The sequence below is a fragment of the Microbulbifer salipaludis genome (assembly GCF_017303155.1).
GTDB lineage: Bacteria > Pseudomonadota > Gammaproteobacteria > Pseudomonadales > Cellvibrionaceae > Microbulbifer > Microbulbifer salipaludis.
In genome coordinates this window covers 875,506-892,470 of record NZ_JAEKJR010000001.1, presented here as the reverse complement: position 1 = coordinate 892,470, position 16,965 = coordinate 875,506, and the positions used below count along the sequence as shown (strand labels likewise).

Genomic DNA, 16,965 nt, shown 5'->3' with positions numbered 1-16,965 from the left:
AACCGCTGCACTTACGCCTTGGCGGCGTCGTAAAAGAAAGGATTGGTCTGCTGCTCTGCGATCTGCGACTGCAGCTCGGCTTCCACCGCCGTCTCGTCTTCGTACTGCTGGTACTCCTCCGGCTGGATGCCGAGACGCGCGAACAGCTGCATATCCTTGTTGGCCTCGGGGTTGCCGGTGGTGAGCAGTTTTTCCCCGTAGAAGATCGAGTTGGCACCTGCGAGGAATGCCAGCGACTGCATTTCGTCATTCATGGATTCGCGACCGGCGGACAGGCGCACATGGGACTTCGGCATCATGATGCGTGCCACGGCGATGCAGCGGATAAATTCAAACGGATCCAGGTCGTCGTTGTTCTCCAGCGGCGTGCCCGCCACCTTCACCAGCATATTGATCGGCACCGACTCCGGATGGTCCGGCAGGTTCGCCAGCTGCATCAGCAGCCCCGCGCGATCCTTTTCCTCTTCACCGAGGCCGATAATACCGCCGGCACACACTTTCATTCCCGCCGCGCGCACATTCGCCAGGGTGTTCAGGCGATCCTCATAGGTGCGGGTGGTGATGATATCGCCGTAGTATTCCGGTGAAGTGTCGAGGTTGTGGTTGTAGTAGTCGAGGCCGGCATCCGCCAGGTCCTTGGCCTGATCGTCGGAGAGCATGCCCAGGGTCATGCAGGTCTCCATTCCCAGCGCCTTCACTTCCTTCACCATCCTGGTGACATACGGCATGTCTTTTTTCTTCGGCGAGCGCCACGCAGCCCCCATGCAAAAACGGGTGGCACCACTGGCCTTGGCTGCGCGCGCTTCTTCCAGCACCGCCTCCACCTTCATCAGCTTCTCGCGCTCCAGCCCGGTGTCGTAGCGGGCACTCTGCGGGCAGTAGCTGCAGTCTTCCGGGCAGGCGCCGGTCTTGATGGAACACAGGGTGCTCACCTGCACCCGGTTGGCATCGAAGTGCTGGCGGTGCACCATCTGCGCGGTAAACAGCAGATCGTTGAACGGCAGCGCAAACAGGTCCAGCACCTGCTGGCGGGTCCAGTCGTGGCGCACCTGGCCGTAGCTGGAAGAATCGGAAGACATTTGCGGGTTGGCAGTCACAGGAATTATTCTCCTCGGGCGACGGGACACCTTGGTCTCAGCGTCGGGATCGGTTCAACAACCGGGTTTCCATCAAAGGCAGCCAGTGTAGCCACGGCCCCCTCGCTGTCAACCAAGAGAACCGAGTACGGTTTACAAGTCGGCAATCAGGGAGGATTGCGATGGCACTGATGCGTTCACTGGGCCGGTTGTTGGGCAGTGCGGTCGACCGGCATCTGGCGCGCTGCCTGCTGTGCGGCGACGGCCCGGTGCCCTGTGCCGGCATATGCACCCCCTGCCGGCACGACCTGCCACCACTTGGCCACGCCTGCCCGCACTGCGCCCTGCCACTGGCAAGCCCGCACGACCGCGCCTGCGCCCGTTGCCTGCAACAGGCACCACCGCAAAACCGCAGCTACGCCTGCTGGGTGTACGCCTACCCGGTGGCGCAGTTGATCCAGGGCTTCAAGTACCGACGCGACTTTGCCGCCGGCCGCACCCTGGCGGAGCTCACCGCCGCCGAACTCCTGCCGCACCAGGGCAGCGACCAGCGCCCGGACCTGCTGGTGCCGGTGCCCATGCACTGGCGCAAGCAACTGTTCGAGCGCGGGTACAACCAGGCACAACTGATCGCGGACACCCTTGGCAGCCACTGGCAGATACCGGTGGACGCCCGCGCCCTGCGCAAGGTCGCTCCCACCGACAGCCAGCAAACCCTCAAACGCGCCCAGCGACGCAAGAACCTCGCCAACAGTTTCCAGGCCCAGCCGCGGGTGGCGGGGCTGCATATCGGGTTAGTGGACGATGTGATCACCACCGGTGCCACGCAGGAGGCCGCCGCCCAATCGTTGCTCCAAGCCGGCGCCGCGCAGGTCACCAGTTTCGCTCTGGCCAGAACCCCTTAGCACTCAGCCAGATTCCCCCAATGACCAAGCGGTACTCCCGTGCACCTTCCTAGACCACTGTGACCCTAGGCGCCACAATAGTCGCCCCTTTCAGCGGCTGCGCAAAATTCCACCGGCTGCTAACGTTATAAAAGAAGTCCGCCTGAACCGGCCATCGGCCCCACGGGTGAACAGCACAGGATGATGGGATAGAGAAGATGAGTGAATTCAAAATGCCCCGCGGCATTGTGATCAGCGGCACCGGCCTGTGGACGCCTCCGGACGCCATCAGCAACGAAGAGCTGGTGCTGGCGCTCAATACATTTGCCGAAAAGTTTAACCGCGACAACGCCGATGCCATTGAGTCCGGCGAGATGCAGGCGAAGCCTTATTCTTCCGCGGAATTTATCGAGAAGGCGTCGGGGATCAAGAACCGCTATGTGATCAGCAAACAGGGCATTCTCGACCCGGAGCGCATGCGCCCCTACCTGCCGGAGCGCGCCGACGAAGAACTGTGCCTGCAGGCAGAAATGGGCCTGAAGGCAGCCAAGCTGGCGCTGGAAAAAGCCAACAAGAAGCCGGAAGACATCGACGCGGTGATCGTGGGGGCGTCTTATCTGCAGCGCGCCTACCCCGCCATTGCCATCGAGATTCAGGGCGAGCTGGGTATCGACGGTTTTGCGTTCGATATGGAAGTGGCCTGTTCCTCCGCCACCTTTGCCCTGCAGCGGGCGGTGGATGCCATCAGCTCCGGTTCCGCCAAAGCGGTGTTGGTGATCAACCCGGAACTGGCGTCACCGCAGGTGGATTTCACCGACCGCGACAGCCACTTTATTTTTGGCGATGTGGCCGTGGCCACGGTGGTGGAACGCAAGGACACCTGCAAGGCAGGCACGGCCTGGGAAATTCTCGGCACCAAGGCAAAAACCGTGTTTTCCAACAATATCCGTTCCAACGTCAGCTACACCTCCCGCGCCGCGGATGTCGATCCGTTTGGCGAGGGCAAGCTGTTCCGCCAGAACGGTCGCAAGGTGTTCAAGGAAGTGTGCCCGATGGCGGCCGCTCATCTGGAAAGCCAGGTGCAGGAGCTGGGTTTTGAACCCAATGCCGTCGACCGCTGGTGGCTGCACCAGGCGAACATCAACATGAACCTGCTGATCGCCAAAAAACTGATGGGTGACGACGCCACCGCGGAGCGCGCCCCGATTGTGCTCGACCGTTATGCCAATACCGGCTGCGCCGGTTCGGTGATCGCGTTTAACCTGAACAGCGATGACCTGCAGGTGGGCAGCAAAGGCGTGATCTGTTCGTTCGGCGCGGGCTACTCCATCGGCAGCCTGGCACTGGAGAAAGTTGCGATCTGACGACGCTAGGGAAGTCGTTGGAAATACCGCTAGCGGTGCGGTATCACCCGCGCCGCCAGCTCCCTGAATTCAGTGCTGCCGCGTATCGCGGCCAACTGCGGGTCTACGTTCAAAAACACCATGGAATGGGAACGCTGGACCACGGCTCGCTGTAACCACTGCTGCGCGGCCGCCGACTCACCCAGCGCGAGATAGGCTTTCGCCATCTCGTAGGCGGGCAGATAGGCGCCCTGCGCATCCAGATCTTGCAGCAATGCTCGCGCCTCGCCCTCATTACCATTCAGTGCCATTGCCCGCGCCAGTGACGCTATGCCAATGGCGCCACCATCAGAGCGGCGTACATTCTCCCGCAATGAAGCGATTGCGCCCGGCAAATCACCCATCGCTTCCAGCGTCCAGCCGCGCCACAGGTAGACCAATTCGAAATCGGGATTAAGCTCCTGCGCCAGCGCCAATTGCTCGAGCGCCGCCGGGTAGGCGCCCGCGTGGTAGAGCACCCACCCCAGCGCGGCGTTCGCGATCAGGGAAAGCGGGTCCAGTTCCGTCGCCCGGCGCATTGCGCGCTCCGCCTCATCGAACCGCCCGGCTGCCACCAGGAGATTGGCATACCACTGATGCGCTTTGGAGGTATCGGGATTGAAGGCGATGGCCTGCCGAAAGCGGGCTTCGGCTTCCTGCAAATCCCAATCGTAATACAGTGCCACATAACCGAGATTGGCTTCTGCAGAAGCATTGACGGGGTCGAGCTGCAGGGTGCGGCGGGCGGCACCCCGTGCACGGGTAAAGGCTTCGGCCGGGGGGAGGTAATCGTAAAAGCCCAGCACCGCCAGCGCGTCGGCTAGCCCGGCCCACGCAGGCGCGTAGTCCGGCGCAAGCGCAATGGCCTGCTCAAAGCTTTCCACCGCCCCGTGCAGGTCTTTTTCCGTGCGCTTGTGCCAGGCATAGCGGCCACGAAGATAGTGATCGTAGGCCGCCGGTAAAATATCAGCAACGCGCTGGGAGTTATTCAAATCACTCTGCAACTCTCCAGCCAGTGCGCTGGCAACCTCCAGTGCGATATCTTCCTGCACCGAAAATATATCCGTCAGTTGCCGCTGATAGCTGCGCGACCACAGTTGATAGCCACTGCTGGTATCCACGAGGCGCACGTTGATACGCAACTGTTCTCCGTCTCTGCGCACACTGCCTTCCACCAGCGCATCCGTCGCCAGAAGTTCGCCAATACCCCGGGCGTCGAGCCCGGATTGCGGAATCGAAAATGAGGAGGTTCGGGAAACAACGCGCAGACCGGGAAACCCCGACAAGCGATTCAGGATGTCATCGGCCAGCCCATCGCTGAAGTAATCGCGCGCGTTATCTTCACTGGTGTTAACAAACGGTAGCACCGCCACCGATTCAAATTGCCTGGGCTGCGCGCTGTCCGGGTTCAGTAACTCGCCTGATCGCTGCAAGAAAACCCCCAGTGCCACCACAGCGACACACCCGGCCACCAACCATTGCCAAGGGCGCCCGCTGAATTTCTGCAGGTTGACTGGTGCGCCCTGCTGAGCGGGGTCGCCTTGGCGAATCACTGGAGCAATAAACCGATACCCCTGCCGGGGTACGGTTTCAACAAAACGCGGGCTGCGGGCGGAGTCGTTGAGCGCCTGGCGCAACTTGCGCACCAGGGTATTCAGGTTGTCGTCGAGAATGCCGGTAGCGTCTTCCGGCCAGAACTGCGTGCAGACCTGCTCGCGGGTTACCACTTTTCCCGGGCTTGCCAGTAACAATGACAACAGGCGCAGGGGCTGCTCCTGAACAGCAACCACCCTGCCGCGGCGCAACAACCGATTGCGCTCCGTCTCGAGCTCAAATTCTCCGAAACACAGTGTCGCCATACGCCACTCCGGACCAGGTCTGCTGGCTATCCACGCCAAAAGCGCAGTTCATCTGTACCGCTAACCTTTTGATTTAACGGTATTTGCCAGTTCAGGTAAAGATCAGGCGCCAATTCATTGTGACCAGCAGGCGGGGCTGGTTGTATGGATCCCAAGCCTGCACAGCAACGCGAGGCTTACCCAAGAATCCACCGTAACAACACAGTGCGCGCAGCAGTGCGCAGACCCAGGAGATCCCCACCATGCGTAATTCATTGATCGCTTTTATTCTGATGCTGACCAGTACTGCAGTATTCGCTGCCGACGGCCAACAGTACATTATCGAGCGCACCATACCCGGTGCCCAAAATCTGACGCCCGCGGAACTAAAATCCATCTCGCAGAAGTCACGGGCAATACTGGAGTCACTCGGCCCGGAAATTGTGTGGCAGCAAAGCTATGTGGCCGAAGACAAGTTCTATTGCGTCTACCAGGCTCCCAACAAGGAAATCATCGCCAAGCACGCCAAGCTGGGTGGTTTTCCGGCCGACAAGATCGTGGCAGTCAGTGGTGTCATTGGCCCCCAGACCGCAGCGGACTGATTCGCTTATGAGGTCCTCCGGAGCACTCACTCCACTGCGGAGGGCCGCACCACCCACTCCGGCTCCTCATATCCCCCCAGGCTGCGAATTTCCACAAACGGCGCAGCTCTCTTGATGATCTTTTCAATCTCCGGGCTGTGATTGTTTTCCATCGCATCCCGATGTGCCTTCGATTCCCAGCGGGCGATTCGGGTTGGTGGACGATGTGATCACCACCGGACGCCATTAGTAACGAAGAGCTGGTGCTGGCGCTCAATACATTTGCCGAGAAGTTCAACCGCGACAACGCCAATCCCATTGAGTCCGGCGAGAAGCAGGCGAAGCCCTATTCTTCCGCGGAATTTATCGAGAAGGCGTCGGGGATCAAGAACCGCTATGTGATCAGCAAAGTTCGATGAGATTACATTATTTGGCGCAAAAATCATGCAATTGATGTGATCAAGGTCTGGCATTTCCGACTGAGATATCGCTTACAGTGATCCATCGGCATTTAACCAATGTCGAACTTGCGGCTTTCCATCGCGCGCGGCCTTATCGGCTACTCGTACCGGCGCAAATTATTGCTGCGTAGTAGCCCTGCCAACAGCAGTTCGCTGCAACCCAGCACACCACCCAAACATAGATCCTTTTACCGGGAGAAAAATAAGAATGAAATCCATTCTAAAGGGGTACTCTTTTTTCGCGCTTTCGGCAATCACCACGCTCGGGCTACTGGGCAATCACTCACAGGCTGTTGCGCAGGCCTCTGCCGATGCAGATTTTTCCAATGTCCCGCAGCGCCTCATCGTGCGCTACAAAGACACCCAAACGCGCGACTGGCAGTCACAGGCAAGCATCTTGTCTAATCGCGGCGGCGTGAAGATGGGGCATCTGCGCAAGATGGCGCTCGCGGATCGCCAGGTATTCCGACTGGAAAAGCGCATGGCACCGGGCCAACTAAAGAAGCTGCAGGCCACACTGGAAGCCGATCCAAATATTCTTTCCGTCGAGGAAGATGCATTTATGGTGCCGCAGTACACGCCGAACGACACCTACTACAACGTCCAGTGGCACTACTTTGAAGCCACCGGCGGCATTAACCTGCCGGCAGCGTGGGATAAGCAAACCGGCGCGGGCGTGACCGTTGCGGTGCTCGATACCGGATACGTGTACCACTCCGATCTCGATGCCAATATTCTGCCCGGCTACGATTTTATCGATGACACCTTTGTATCGAACGATGGCGACGGCCGCGACGCGGATCCCTCTGACCCCGGCGATGCGGTGTCACGCAACGAGTGCGGTATTTTTAACCCACCGCAAGACCAGAGCAGCAGCTGGCACGGTACCCATGTAGCCGGCACCGTGGCGGCGGTTACCGGCAACAACAAAGGTGTTGCCGGCGTAGCCTTTGATGCGAAGGTAGTCCCGGTGCGGGTACTGGGCAAATGTGGTGGTTACCTATCCGATATTGCCGACGGAATCGTGTGGGCTTCCGGTGGCAACGTTTCCGGTGTGCCGGTGAACGCAAATCCGGCACAAGTCATTAACATGAGCCTTGGAGGTAGCGGCGCCTGTGACTCCACTTATCAAAGTGCGATTGATACGGCGGTTGCCAATGGCTCAACAGTTGTTGTCAGTGCGGGCAACAGCGACGCCGACGCTTCCGGTTATCGCCCAGCCAGCTGTGACAACGTGATTTCTGTTGCTGCTACCGAGCGCTTCGGCGCCCGCGCCTACTACTCCAACTTTGGTACAACCGTCGATGTGAGCGCGCCAGGTGGCGATGTCGCTTACGACGGAACCCACGGTGTCGCCTCCACCCTGAACGACGGCACTACTGGTCCGGGCGCCGAGTCCTATGTGTACTACCAGGGCACCTCCATGGCGGCGCCACACGTATCCGGCGTCGCCGCGCTGATGTACGCAGCCAATGGAGGCGTTACCCCGGCTCAGGTTGAGAGCACTCTCAAGTCGACCGCGCGTGCGCTGCCCGGCGCCTGCTCCGGCGGATGTGGTGCGGGTATTATCGACGCGAGCGCGGCGATCGATGCGGTCGGCGGCGGTGGCACCCCCACCAATCAGGCACCGAATGCGAGCTTTACGTTTAGCGCTTCCGACCTATTCGTGACCTTCACTGATGCCAGTAGCGATAGCGATGGCAGTGTTGTCAGCCACAGCTGGGACTTCGGTGATGGCGGTGCCTCAACCGACGCCAATCCGAGCTACAGCTACGGTGCCGCCGGCACCTACTCTGTCACCCTGACCGTGAACGACGACGATGGCGCGACCGATAGCAGCACCCAGTCGGTCACCGTTAGCGATGGCAGCGGTGGCCCAAGTAGCGATGGCTTTAGCGAGAGCAATATAAGCGTTGCTGGACGTGCGTGGGAGTACTACACCATTGATGTGCCAGCCGGCGCGACCAGCCTCGAAGTATCCACCTCTGGTGGCAGCGGCAACCTGGACCTGTACCTACGCCTTGGCGCCAACCCCACCAACAACCTGTACGATTGCCGTGACACTGGCGGTGGCAATAATGAGAGCTGCACCATCAGCAACCCCGCTGCTGGCACTTGGCATATTGGCCTCAAGGCCTCTCGTCGTGGCGCTGACGGAGTCAACCTGGATGCCTACTGGTACAGCAATTAAAGTGCGCTAATGCACCGCGCGAATTCACCGCAATGCGCAACCAACATGGGCGCCCTGTTTTCAGGGCGCCCTTTTTTCTGCCCGGTACAACCAGGTTGCCGATTACTCCGTTCTGTTCGTCGGTGTTACCACCCACTCCGGCTCGTCGTAACAGCCAAGCACACGAATCTCCACAAAAGGCGCCGCACTGCGAATAATGCGGTCGATCTCCGGGTTATGCTTTTCCTGCATCCGATCGCGCTGTTCTTTGGAATCCCAATGCGCAATGGCGATGAGCTTGTCCGGCTCGCCGATTTTGCGGTGCAGCTCGGTGCCCAGCGCACCGGGGGCCTGCTGGATTAGTTCGGAGGCACGCACCCAGGCGTCGGCGTACTGTTCGGCGGTGTGGCCGGGTTTGATGGTGACTTCAAAGATGTATTTCACAGATCCTCCTGAATCGTCGGTGGTTGGTGCTACCGCCCAACCGCGTTAGCATAGCGCCCCCTATTTACCTGAGCCTATCTGGCTCACTGGAGCGCCGCCATGACTGAATCGTCACATCCCTATGACGCGCTCACCCCGGACCGGGTCATCGATTGCGTGGAGAGCGTTGGCCTGCTCTCGGACGCGCGTATTTTTCCCCTCAACAGTTACGAGAACCGCGTCTACCAGGTGGGTATCGACGAGGCGCAGCCGCTGATCGCGAAGTTCTATCGCCCCGGGCGCTGGAGCGACGCGCAGATTATTGAGGAGCACCAGTTTGCCCTGGAGCTGGAAGACGCAGAAATCCCAGTTGTGGCGCCGCTCACACACAACGGCCAGACCCTGCACGAGGCCCACGGTTTCCGCTTCGCGCTGTTTCCCCGCCGCGGCGGCCACCAGATTGAGCTGGATAATTTCGAGCATCTGGAGCAGGTGGGCACCATGCTCGGGCGCATTCACGCCATCGGCGCCTCACGCCCGTTCGAATACCGTAATTCACTGAGCCTGCAGCACTTTGCCATCGACGCCCGCGAATTTATTCTGAACGGTGACTTTTTACCGCGGGAAAACGTGGAGGCCTACGCCACCACCACGGCGCACATCATCGAGCAGATTGCCCCAATATTTGACCGGCCCTGGAACACCCTGCGGCTGCACGGCGACTGCCACAGCGGCAACTTCCTGTGGCGCGGTGAAACCCCCTGGTTTGTGGACCTGGACGACTGCCTGCAGGGCCCGGCCATCCAGGATATCTGGATGCTGATTTCCGGTGACCGCGCCGAGGCGACCGCCTATCTGGATACCGTGGTAGAGGGTTACGAAACCTTCTACCCTTTCGAACCGGCACAATTACAACTGGTAGAACCGCTGCGCTGCCTGCGACAGATGCACCACGCCGCCTGGCTGGCGCGGCGCTGGGAAGACCCGGCTTTCCCCAGGGCCTTTCCCTGGTTCAATTCGCCACGCTATTGGGCGGAACATATTCTGGCATTGAGAGAACAGCTGTTTGCCCTGCAGGAACCGCCGCTAACGCTTGGCGCGGTATAAAGTGCGCTACCGGGTAGAGAGCAACAAGGAGCAATATCCAATGGAAACCGCACAGGCGGAAGTGACTCGGGACTTGATCTGGGAGAGCATCCGCCGGGATGTGGCGGCACAGGTGGAGCGGGAGCCCATTCTCGCGAGCTTCCTGCACGCCACGATTCTCAACCACGACTCCTTGGAAGCGGCACTGAGCTTCCACCTCGCCAACAAACTCGACAGTGCGGTGGCACCAGCGCTACTGATCCGCGAAGTGATCGACGAAGCGCTGGCTTCCGACCCGGGTATCGGCTGTGCCGCGCGCGCGGACCTGGCGGCCATCGAACAGCGCGACAGCGCCTGCCAGTCGCTGTATGAACCCTTCCTGTTCTTCAAGGGCTACCACGCCCTGCAGGCCTGGCGGGTGGGGCACTGGCTGTGGCAGCAAAACCGCCGTTCCCTGTCCCTGTTTGTGCAGCACCGCATCTCGGTGGTATTCGGCGTGGACATTCATCCCGCGGCACAACTGGGCCAGGGCATTCTGCTGGATCACGCCACCGGTATCGTGATCGGTGAGACCGCAGTGGTGGAAGACAATGTGTCCATCATGCAGTCGGTTACCCTCGGTGGCACCGGCAAGGAATCCGGCGACCGCCACCCGAAAGTGCGCTGCGGCGTGCTGATCGGCGCCGGCAGCAAGATCCTCGGCAATATCGAAATCGGCCGCTGCTCACAGATCGCGTCGGGCAGCGTGGTACTGAAAGCCGTGCCGGAAAAATCCCTGGTGGCCGGCGTGCCCGCCAAAGTGATTGGCACCGCCAGCTGCGAACAGCCCGCCATCTCCATGGATCAGTGCGCCATCTCCAAAGTGGATCAATTGCGCTGATTCTGCTGTCACTGGTTGCGAACAATCGATACGGGCACTTAACCGCACGACTATTCTGTAACCATGAAATACAGTCTCAGCGCCAAAAACCTCGTATGCCGCAACCTGGAAAACAAAGCCGGGTACTGCGCGGATCTGCTCAACCCCAAACAGAGCAAGGAGATCACCGGCCTGTTGCGCACCGACAGCGGCCTGCTGTCCTCCCGTTTCAACCAGGTGGTCAGCAACGCCGTCATGCAACCGCGCATCCTGCAGCGCTTCGTGGTCGACTACTTCGCCGAACGTCACAGCCCATTTTCCCTGTGGCACTGCGCCAGCAAGCCGTTGGACGATACCGAGATGGCGGCGCTTCACCTGAAGCGGATGCCACCACAGATTGCGGTGGCGGCGGAAGTAAAACAGCTGGCGGTAGAAGGCAGTAGTGTGGAAGGGCTGGTCATCAAGCCGGCAACCACCGCCGAGGAGATTAGTGCGTTTGGCGACCTCGTGGCGAACATGCAAGACTGCCCGCGGGAAAGCGCACAGATCAAAAAATTTTACCGACAGCTCGCCGAGCTACCTGAGCACAAACACAGCCGCCTCAAGCTGTTTCTCGGCGAATACCAGGGCACGCCGGTCGCCACCGGCACACTGTTTTCCTCCGCCGACTCCCTCGGCTTCTACGACCTCGCCACCCTGCCCGACTACCGCGGCCGGGGCATTGGCAAAGCACTGTTGCTGCACCTGATCGGGGAGGTCCTCCACAGCCACCACAAACATACCGTGGCCCTGGTGGGCGAGGATCAGCAGGATATCTGGCTCAATGCCGGCTTCTACGCCGTGGGGGAAGTCGCCCACTACGAATTCACCCCGGAGCGCGGCAGCGCGCATCTGGTCAAGGAAGACCACCCGAGTGATGAACCGGGCGACGACGACCGACAGAGTGCCTGATAGCGCCTGAGAGCACTTCACAGCAACCCGCCGGTCCGCCTGTTCAGGCGCGCTCGATGGGAAAGGCAATCACCTCATCAATACGCGCCGCGCCACAGGCCAACATCAACAAACGGTCCACCCCCAGTGCCACCCCGGCACAACCCGGCATACCCGCCGCCAGCGCCTGTACCAGCCGCGCCTCAAACGGGCGCACCGGCTTGCCATTCTGCTCCCGATAACGCTGGTCCGCCTCAAAGCGACGCTGCTGTTCCTGCGCATCCGTCAGCTCCCAGTACCCGTTGGCCAGCTCCATGCCACCGGCATACGCCTCGAACCGACGTGCCACCGGCACCCCCAGCTCATCTTCCTCCACCCGCGCCAGCGCCGCCTGCGACGCCGGGAAATCGTAGACCAGCGTAATTACCGGCTCATCCGCCCCATCCATGTTCGGCTCGATATGGTGGCTCATCAAAAGATCCAGACACTCGTCCCGCCCCGCCGGCTCAAACGAAATCTCCAACACCCGCGCCACCACCGCCTTCAACTCCTCAAACGACGCCCGGTGCGGATCCACATCCAGATGCTGTAAAAACAGCGCGCGATAGCTGTAGGAGCGCACCCGGGAAATCTGCAACAACCACGACAGCAACTCCCCCACCTCAATCATCAGACGGTGATCGTCCCAGCCCACCCGATACCACTCCAGCATGGTGAACTCCGGATTGTGCCGCCCCCCGGCCTCCCCATTGCGAAACGCCTTGCCCAGGTAGTAACAATCGCCGATGCCCGCCGCCACCAGGCGCTTCAGTCCAAACTCCGGGCTGGTGGCCAGAAACGCCGGCGCACCGCTGCAATCGGCCGTGATGGAATCGATATGCGGGTCGCTGGTGGCGCACCGGGACAGGATAGGCACCTCCATTTCCAGCACCTGCCGCTCACTGAAAAAACGGCGGATATCCGCGAGCAGGGTGGCGCGGCGACGGAGGTTGTCGAGAGGGGCAGTAGGGCGCCAGAGGGTTTCAGACATGGGAGCAATCAACCGAAATGATTAAGGCAGTGTAGTCGTGCCGAATGGCAGAGAATCAGAAGAGAAGGCGAGGCGCCGGGGATGGGTTTTCAGGAGCGTCGGCGACAGGGACGTCGCCGACGCAGCGTACAGGGATGTATTCACAGCGGTCCTGAAAACCCATCCTCGGTGACTTGCCGCCACCACGCACCCCAAGTGGGAGCCACGGAGGCAGGGGAAATCAGTCTTCCTTGGCGCGACCCAGGTATTCCCCATTGCGGGTATCCACCTTGATGGACTCACCGATTTCCAGGAACAGCGGCACCTTCACCACCGCACCGGTGGACAGGGTCGCCGGCTTGGTACCACCCTGGGCGGTATCACCGCGCAGACCAGGATCGGTATCGGTAATTTCCAGAATCACGTGATTCGGCGGAGTAACCGCCAGCGGCGCACCGTTGTACAGCGTCACCACACAGATATCCTGCTCCTTCAGCCACTTGGCCGAATCGCCAACCGCCTTCGCATCCGCCTGATGCTGCTCGAACGTCTCCGGCTCCATGAAATGGAAGAACTCACCGTCGTTATAGAGATACTCCATATCCCGGTCCATCACATCCGCAGACTCCAGGCTCTCACCGGAACGGAAAGTGCGCTCCCATACACGGCCAGTCTTCAGGTTGCGCAGCTTCACGCGGTTGAACGCCTGGCCCTTACCGGGCTTCACGAACTCATTGTCCACAATGGAACAGGGGTCGCCGTCCAGCATTACCTTCAGACCGCCTTTGAATTCGTTAGTGGAATATGTACCCATGAGCTCCTCGAAATATCAGCAGAATGCCGTCAAATTGATTAAACTTCGCGCGGCCCGCCAAAGGCCTCTCAGCAGTTTCCAGCCACCGCGCCAAAAAATAGCCCGCTATGATACAGCACCGCCAGCCCAGCCGTGAAATAAGCCGCATCGAAATCCACACCCCCGGTGAGGACAGTGCCGCCACACGCCGCTGGCAGGACGAAATGGCCGACCTGGTCACCGACCCGCAGGAACTGCTCGACGCCCTGCAACTGGCACCAGCACAACTGCCCCAGCTCACCGCCGCCTCCGCGCTATTCCAGCTGCGGGTGCCGCGCCCCTACCTCAAACGCATCCGCCCCGGTGACCCGCAGGACCCGCTGCTGCTGCAAGTATTGCCCAGCGCGGCAGAACTGCAGCCGACCCCCGGCTTCAGTGACGATCCGCTGGAAGAGGCCAACGCCAATCCGGTGCCCGGGGTGGTGCACAAGTATCGCGGCCGCCTGCTGCTGATTACCGCCGGCCAGTGCGCGGTCAACTGCCGCTACTGCTTCCGCCGTGCCTTTCCGTACAGTGACAATCATCTCAACCGTCGCCAGTGGCAACAGGCGCTGGACTACATCCGCAGCCAGCAGGATCTGCGCGAAGTCATCCTGAGTGGCGGCGACCCACTGGTAATGAGCGATAAACAGCTCGGCTGGCTGGCAGAAGAGCTCCAGCAAATCCCGCACCTGGACAAGCTCCGCATCCACACCCGCCTGCCGGTGGTGGCCCCCTCGCGGATCAACCGCGAGCTGCTCGACTGGTTCAGCGGCAGCCGCCTCAAGCCGGTGCTGGTACTGCACTGCAACCACGCCAATGAAATCGATGGTGAGGTGCGGGACGCGCTCGGCCGCCTCAGGGCCGCCGGCGTCACCCTGCTCAACCAGTCGGTATTGCTGAAAGGCGTGAATGACACGGAGCAATCGCTCGCCGACCTGTCCGAAACCCTGTTTGCCGCCGGTGTGCTGCCCTATTACCTGCACCAGCTGGACCGGGTACAGGGCGCCGCCCATTTTGAAGTCAGTGACGACCGCGCCCGCGACCTGGTGGAGCAGCTGCGACATCGCCTGCCGGGCTACCTGGTCCCGAGACTGGTGCGCGAGATACCCGCGGAACGATCCAAGACACCGCTGTGAACGATCGCCGGGGCCGCGCCGCGGGCCTGGAAAATCCCCCACAAGAGCCAATCCGCGACCGCCCCGCGATACGGTCCCGCCAAAATCGCGAAAAACCCCGCACCCGTGTCGCCGCGTTCAACTGGTACGATTGTTTCTATGGCGATGTCTCGTATACTGCGGAGAGATAAAATCCGGTTAGAGTCATGCAGGAAGCAGTCGATACTCATAAAGCGGGAGCAACCCGCACCGGCAGTGAAGCCGGACAACCTCAAGAGCAAGCGCCAACCGTCGCATCGGGCTATTCGTCCACACCACCCAGCGCCAGCATCACACCCCCGGACGGCGATGCCGCAAGCCCGCGTACGCCCTCACTGCTGGAGCGCCTGTCGCCGGCCCCCCTCGACCTGCAGGAGCTCACCTGCGGCTGCCGCAGCCCCCGCCAGTTGAAACGCTGGCTCGCCGGCTACCTGCAACAGAATCCCCCCGCCGACCGGGCGCAACGCAATGCCGGCACCCTGCGCAGCCTGCTCACGGAAGTGACGCGCTGGGATAATCCCGCCAGGCAGCGACTGGCAAGCCTGGAGGCTTTGCGCCCGGTGGTAGTGGCGCATTACCAGCAGCTGGTACACCCATTGTTGAACCAGGCACGCGAGAACCCGGATACCGCACAAACCCAGGAGCAGCGACGCGACCTGTTGACGGGAATCATTCTGCTGCAGCACCTGGCGCTCGCCTACACCAGCGTGTGCGTGCAGCTGGCCGAGGCGGCAAGTACCGGCAAGCAAAACATGCTTACCCGTCGCCGCCTGGCCATCGCATTACACCGAGCCATCGACGGCTTGCGCCGGCTGATGTTCACCAGCAATGTCTTTTTTCTGGCAAGCCCGAAAGGCAGCTGGGGCCGTTTGCAACGCCTACTGCAGCTGGCGCGGGAACAGCAGCTGGAGCAACGACGGATAGCAGACCCTCTGGCCGGCCCGCTGGCCGGGGGTTACCGCTGGGATCGCCTTGTGCGGAGCTATCTGGATATTGCCCTGTTTGCCAGCGCCAACCCAATGCAACTGACCACCGGCGAACAGCTGCAACTGTGGCAGTGTTGCCGCCGCTGGGCCGCCAGCGCCTCACTGCTGGACGCACCGGCATCTGGCACACCCGCACTGCTCGCCAGCCTCAAGCTCGACCAACCCCCGATTCCTGCGGTGCGCCTGCAGCAGAGCCGGGTTGGCATGCACCATTTCACCATCCCCCAGGGGTGGTCAGTGGACCTGACCGGCCCACTGCAACAGCTACAGCGCCGGCTGCGCCGCCCCGGCGCGCTGTCCCCGGATGTGCTGCAGTGGGTACAGGCGGTATGGGCCGGGGAGAAAAGCCGCGGCGGACAACGGACACCGGTCAATATTCGCTGCCAGGTAGCGATTGGCCTCAGTGCAGTTTGTCACCACCTCAAGTGCGGCGACGAAGCGGCGCCGGAAATCGAAGCGACCTTCGCCCACGCCACCGAGGCGGATCGCGCACTGGTCATGGACGTCGATACCGTCGACTTCCGCAGCGGGCGCACACTGCGCAGTTACGAGGTTTCCGCCGCCGATCCCACGGGAGACCTGCTGCCCAGCGCGCCCTCGGTGGCGCGCAACGCAAAGCCCACCACCACCCGCCAGCGCTATCAGCCGATTCCTGCCACCCTGCTCAATACCAGTGAAGGCGGTGCCGGCCTGCGACTGCCCCCGGCGACCCAGATTCGTCCGCGCTGCGGCGATCTCATCGCACTGTGGCTCAACGACCGCTGGCAGGTCGCCCTGATACGCTGGCAATACGCTCTTCCGGACCAGTGCCGGCTGGGAATTGAATTCTTTGGTGGACACTCCAGCGCGGTACAGGTGCGCCGCCACACTCAGGATGGCCGCCGCACCGCGCCCATGGCCGGCCTGCTGACCGGCGATGCCGGGCTCCCCCCGGAACTGGTGCTCCCCATTCCGCTTTTCCAGTCTGGCGACACCGTGGATATCGTCAATGCCGGGCAGACACGCACCGTGGTGTTGCGCAGCCCGACCCTGACCACCGGCAGCCTCGCCATCTTTGAGTTTTCCTGAGCCCAAGCCCGCACGCTGCCAATTACGCCTGAGGAAACGCCCGCAGGGTTCGTCCTCATTAGGGTGGCATCATGGAACCGTATCCCAGAGTGGCAACGCGGCACTTGTTTGCGCAGATACACAACGCCTAAACTAACCGGTTCGCGGCCTCTTGGAATACCTGACGGGTGACCAGCAACCGATAAAGGCCCCCAGGTACTGCAGGGAAGCGGTCATACACCGA

General features: G+C 61.2%; 16 protein-coding genes. 10 read left to right on the top strand and 6 right to left on the bottom strand.

Annotation, left to right across the window (positions count from 1 at the left end):
• Nucleotides 1-11 precede the first annotated feature (11 nt).
• Nucleotides 12-1,079 (bottom strand): biotin synthase BioB, encoded by a 1,068-nt coding sequence (bioB, locus tag JF535_RS03695; RefSeq protein ID WP_207000194.1) that lies wholly within the window; start codon nucleotides 1,077-1,079, stop codon nucleotides 12-14.
• Nucleotides 1,080-1,258: 179 nt separating this feature from the next.
• On the opposite strand from bioB, the gene JF535_RS03690 reads away from it, so the two are divergent.
• Together JF535_RS03690 and JF535_RS03685 are read left to right on the top strand one after the other, a co-directional pair.
• The gene (locus JF535_RS03690; protein ID WP_206999236.1) at nucleotides 1,259-1,981 is read left to right on the top strand and encodes a ComF family protein; all 723 of its coding nucleotides are present in this window, start codon (nucleotides 1,259-1,261) and stop codon (nucleotides 1,979-1,981) included.
• Nucleotides 1,982-2,178: 197 nt separating this feature from the next.
• Complete coding sequence (locus tag JF535_RS03685) at nucleotides 2,179-3,324, top strand: beta-ketoacyl-ACP synthase III (RefSeq protein WP_206999230.1); 1,146 nt, start codon at nucleotides 2,179-2,181, stop codon at nucleotides 3,322-3,324.
• 29 nt (nucleotides 3,325-3,353) lie between these two features.
• Here the strand turns inward: JF535_RS03685 and JF535_RS03680 are convergent, their stop codons facing one another.
• Nucleotides 3,354-5,201 (bottom strand): winged helix-turn-helix domain-containing tetratricopeptide repeat protein, encoded by a 1,848-nt coding sequence (locus JF535_RS03680; RefSeq protein WP_206999228.1) that lies wholly within the window; start codon nucleotides 5,199-5,201, stop codon nucleotides 3,354-3,356.
• A 242-nt stretch (nucleotides 5,202-5,443) separates the two neighbouring features.
• Here JF535_RS03680 and JF535_RS03675 point away from each other — a divergent pair, with 242 nt between their 5' ends.
• Nucleotides 5,444-5,782, top strand: a complete 339-nt coding sequence (locus tag JF535_RS03675) for a DUF4242 domain-containing protein (RefSeq protein WP_206999226.1) — start codon at nucleotides 5,444-5,446, stop codon at nucleotides 5,780-5,782.
• Between the two features lie 26 nt (nucleotides 5,783-5,808).
• Here the strand turns inward: JF535_RS03675 and JF535_RS16855 are convergent, their stop codons facing one another.
• The gene (locus tag JF535_RS16855; protein ID WP_277987199.1) at nucleotides 5,809-5,934 is read right to left on the bottom strand and encodes a hypothetical protein; all 126 of its coding nucleotides are present in this window, start codon (nucleotides 5,932-5,934) and stop codon (nucleotides 5,809-5,811) included.
• A 90-nt stretch (nucleotides 5,935-6,024) separates the two neighbouring features.
• Here JF535_RS16855 and JF535_RS03670 point away from each other — a divergent pair, with 90 nt between their 5' ends.
• The gene (locus JF535_RS03670; RefSeq protein WP_206999224.1) at nucleotides 6,025-6,180 is read left to right on the top strand and encodes a hypothetical protein; all 156 of its coding nucleotides are present in this window, start codon (nucleotides 6,025-6,027) and stop codon (nucleotides 6,178-6,180) included.
• Nucleotides 6,181-6,430: 250 nt separating this feature from the next.
• Nucleotides 6,431-8,413 carry a S8 family serine peptidase gene (locus JF535_RS03665; protein ID WP_206999222.1) on the top strand — a complete coding sequence of 661 codons (1,983 nt, stop codon included), beginning with the start codon at nucleotides 6,431-6,433 and terminating at the stop codon, nucleotides 8,411-8,413.
• 102 nt (nucleotides 8,414-8,515) lie between these two features.
• Here the strand turns inward: JF535_RS03665 and JF535_RS03660 are convergent, their stop codons facing one another.
• Nucleotides 8,516-8,836, bottom strand: coding sequence for an antibiotic biosynthesis monooxygenase (locus JF535_RS03660; RefSeq protein ID WP_206999220.1), 321 nt, complete (start codon nucleotides 8,834-8,836; stop codon nucleotides 8,516-8,518).
• A 99-nt stretch (nucleotides 8,837-8,935) separates the two neighbouring features.
• On the opposite strand from JF535_RS03660, the gene JF535_RS03655 reads away from it, so the two are divergent.
• From JF535_RS03655 to JF535_RS03645, 3 genes are all read left to right on the top strand, one after another.
• The gene (locus JF535_RS03655; protein ID WP_206999218.1) at nucleotides 8,936-9,922 is read left to right on the top strand and encodes a serine/threonine protein kinase; all 987 of its coding nucleotides are present in this window, start codon (nucleotides 8,936-8,938) and stop codon (nucleotides 9,920-9,922) included.
• Between the two features lie 40 nt (nucleotides 9,923-9,962).
• A complete protein-coding gene (gene cysE / locus JF535_RS03650) occupies nucleotides 9,963-10,781 on the top strand; it encodes a serine O-acetyltransferase (protein ID WP_206999210.1) in 819 nt (272 codons plus the stop codon).
• A gap of 63 nt (nucleotides 10,782-10,844) precedes the next feature.
• A complete protein-coding gene (locus JF535_RS03645) occupies nucleotides 10,845-11,711 on the top strand; it encodes a GNAT family N-acetyltransferase (protein ID WP_206999208.1) in 867 nt (288 codons plus the stop codon).
• Nucleotides 11,712-11,754: 43 nt separating this feature from the next.
• On the opposite strand, the gene epmA is transcribed toward JF535_RS03645, so the two are convergent.
• Both epmA and efp read right to left on the bottom strand, forming a co-directional pair.
• Entirely contained in the window at nucleotides 11,755-12,720 is a 966-nt protein-coding gene (gene epmA, locus JF535_RS03640; RefSeq protein WP_206999206.1) for an EF-P lysine aminoacylase EpmA, read from the bottom strand.
• Between the two features lie 220 nt (nucleotides 12,721-12,940).
• The gene (gene efp, locus JF535_RS03635) at nucleotides 12,941-13,513 is read right to left on the bottom strand and encodes an elongation factor P (RefSeq protein WP_206999204.1); all 573 of its coding nucleotides are present in this window, start codon (nucleotides 13,511-13,513) and stop codon (nucleotides 12,941-12,943) included.
• A gap of 107 nt (nucleotides 13,514-13,620) precedes the next feature.
• On the opposite strand from efp, the gene epmB reads away from it, so the two are divergent.
• Both epmB and JF535_RS03625 read left to right on the top strand, forming a co-directional pair.
• Nucleotides 13,621-14,670, top strand: coding sequence for an EF-P beta-lysylation protein EpmB (gene epmB, locus JF535_RS03630; protein ID WP_206999202.1), 1,050 nt, complete (start codon nucleotides 13,621-13,623; stop codon nucleotides 14,668-14,670).
• Between the two features lie 185 nt (nucleotides 14,671-14,855).
• Complete coding sequence (locus tag JF535_RS03625) at nucleotides 14,856-16,742, top strand: hypothetical protein (RefSeq protein WP_206999200.1); 1,887 nt, start codon at nucleotides 14,856-14,858, stop codon at nucleotides 16,740-16,742.
• Nucleotides 16,743-16,965: the final 223 nt, after the last annotated feature.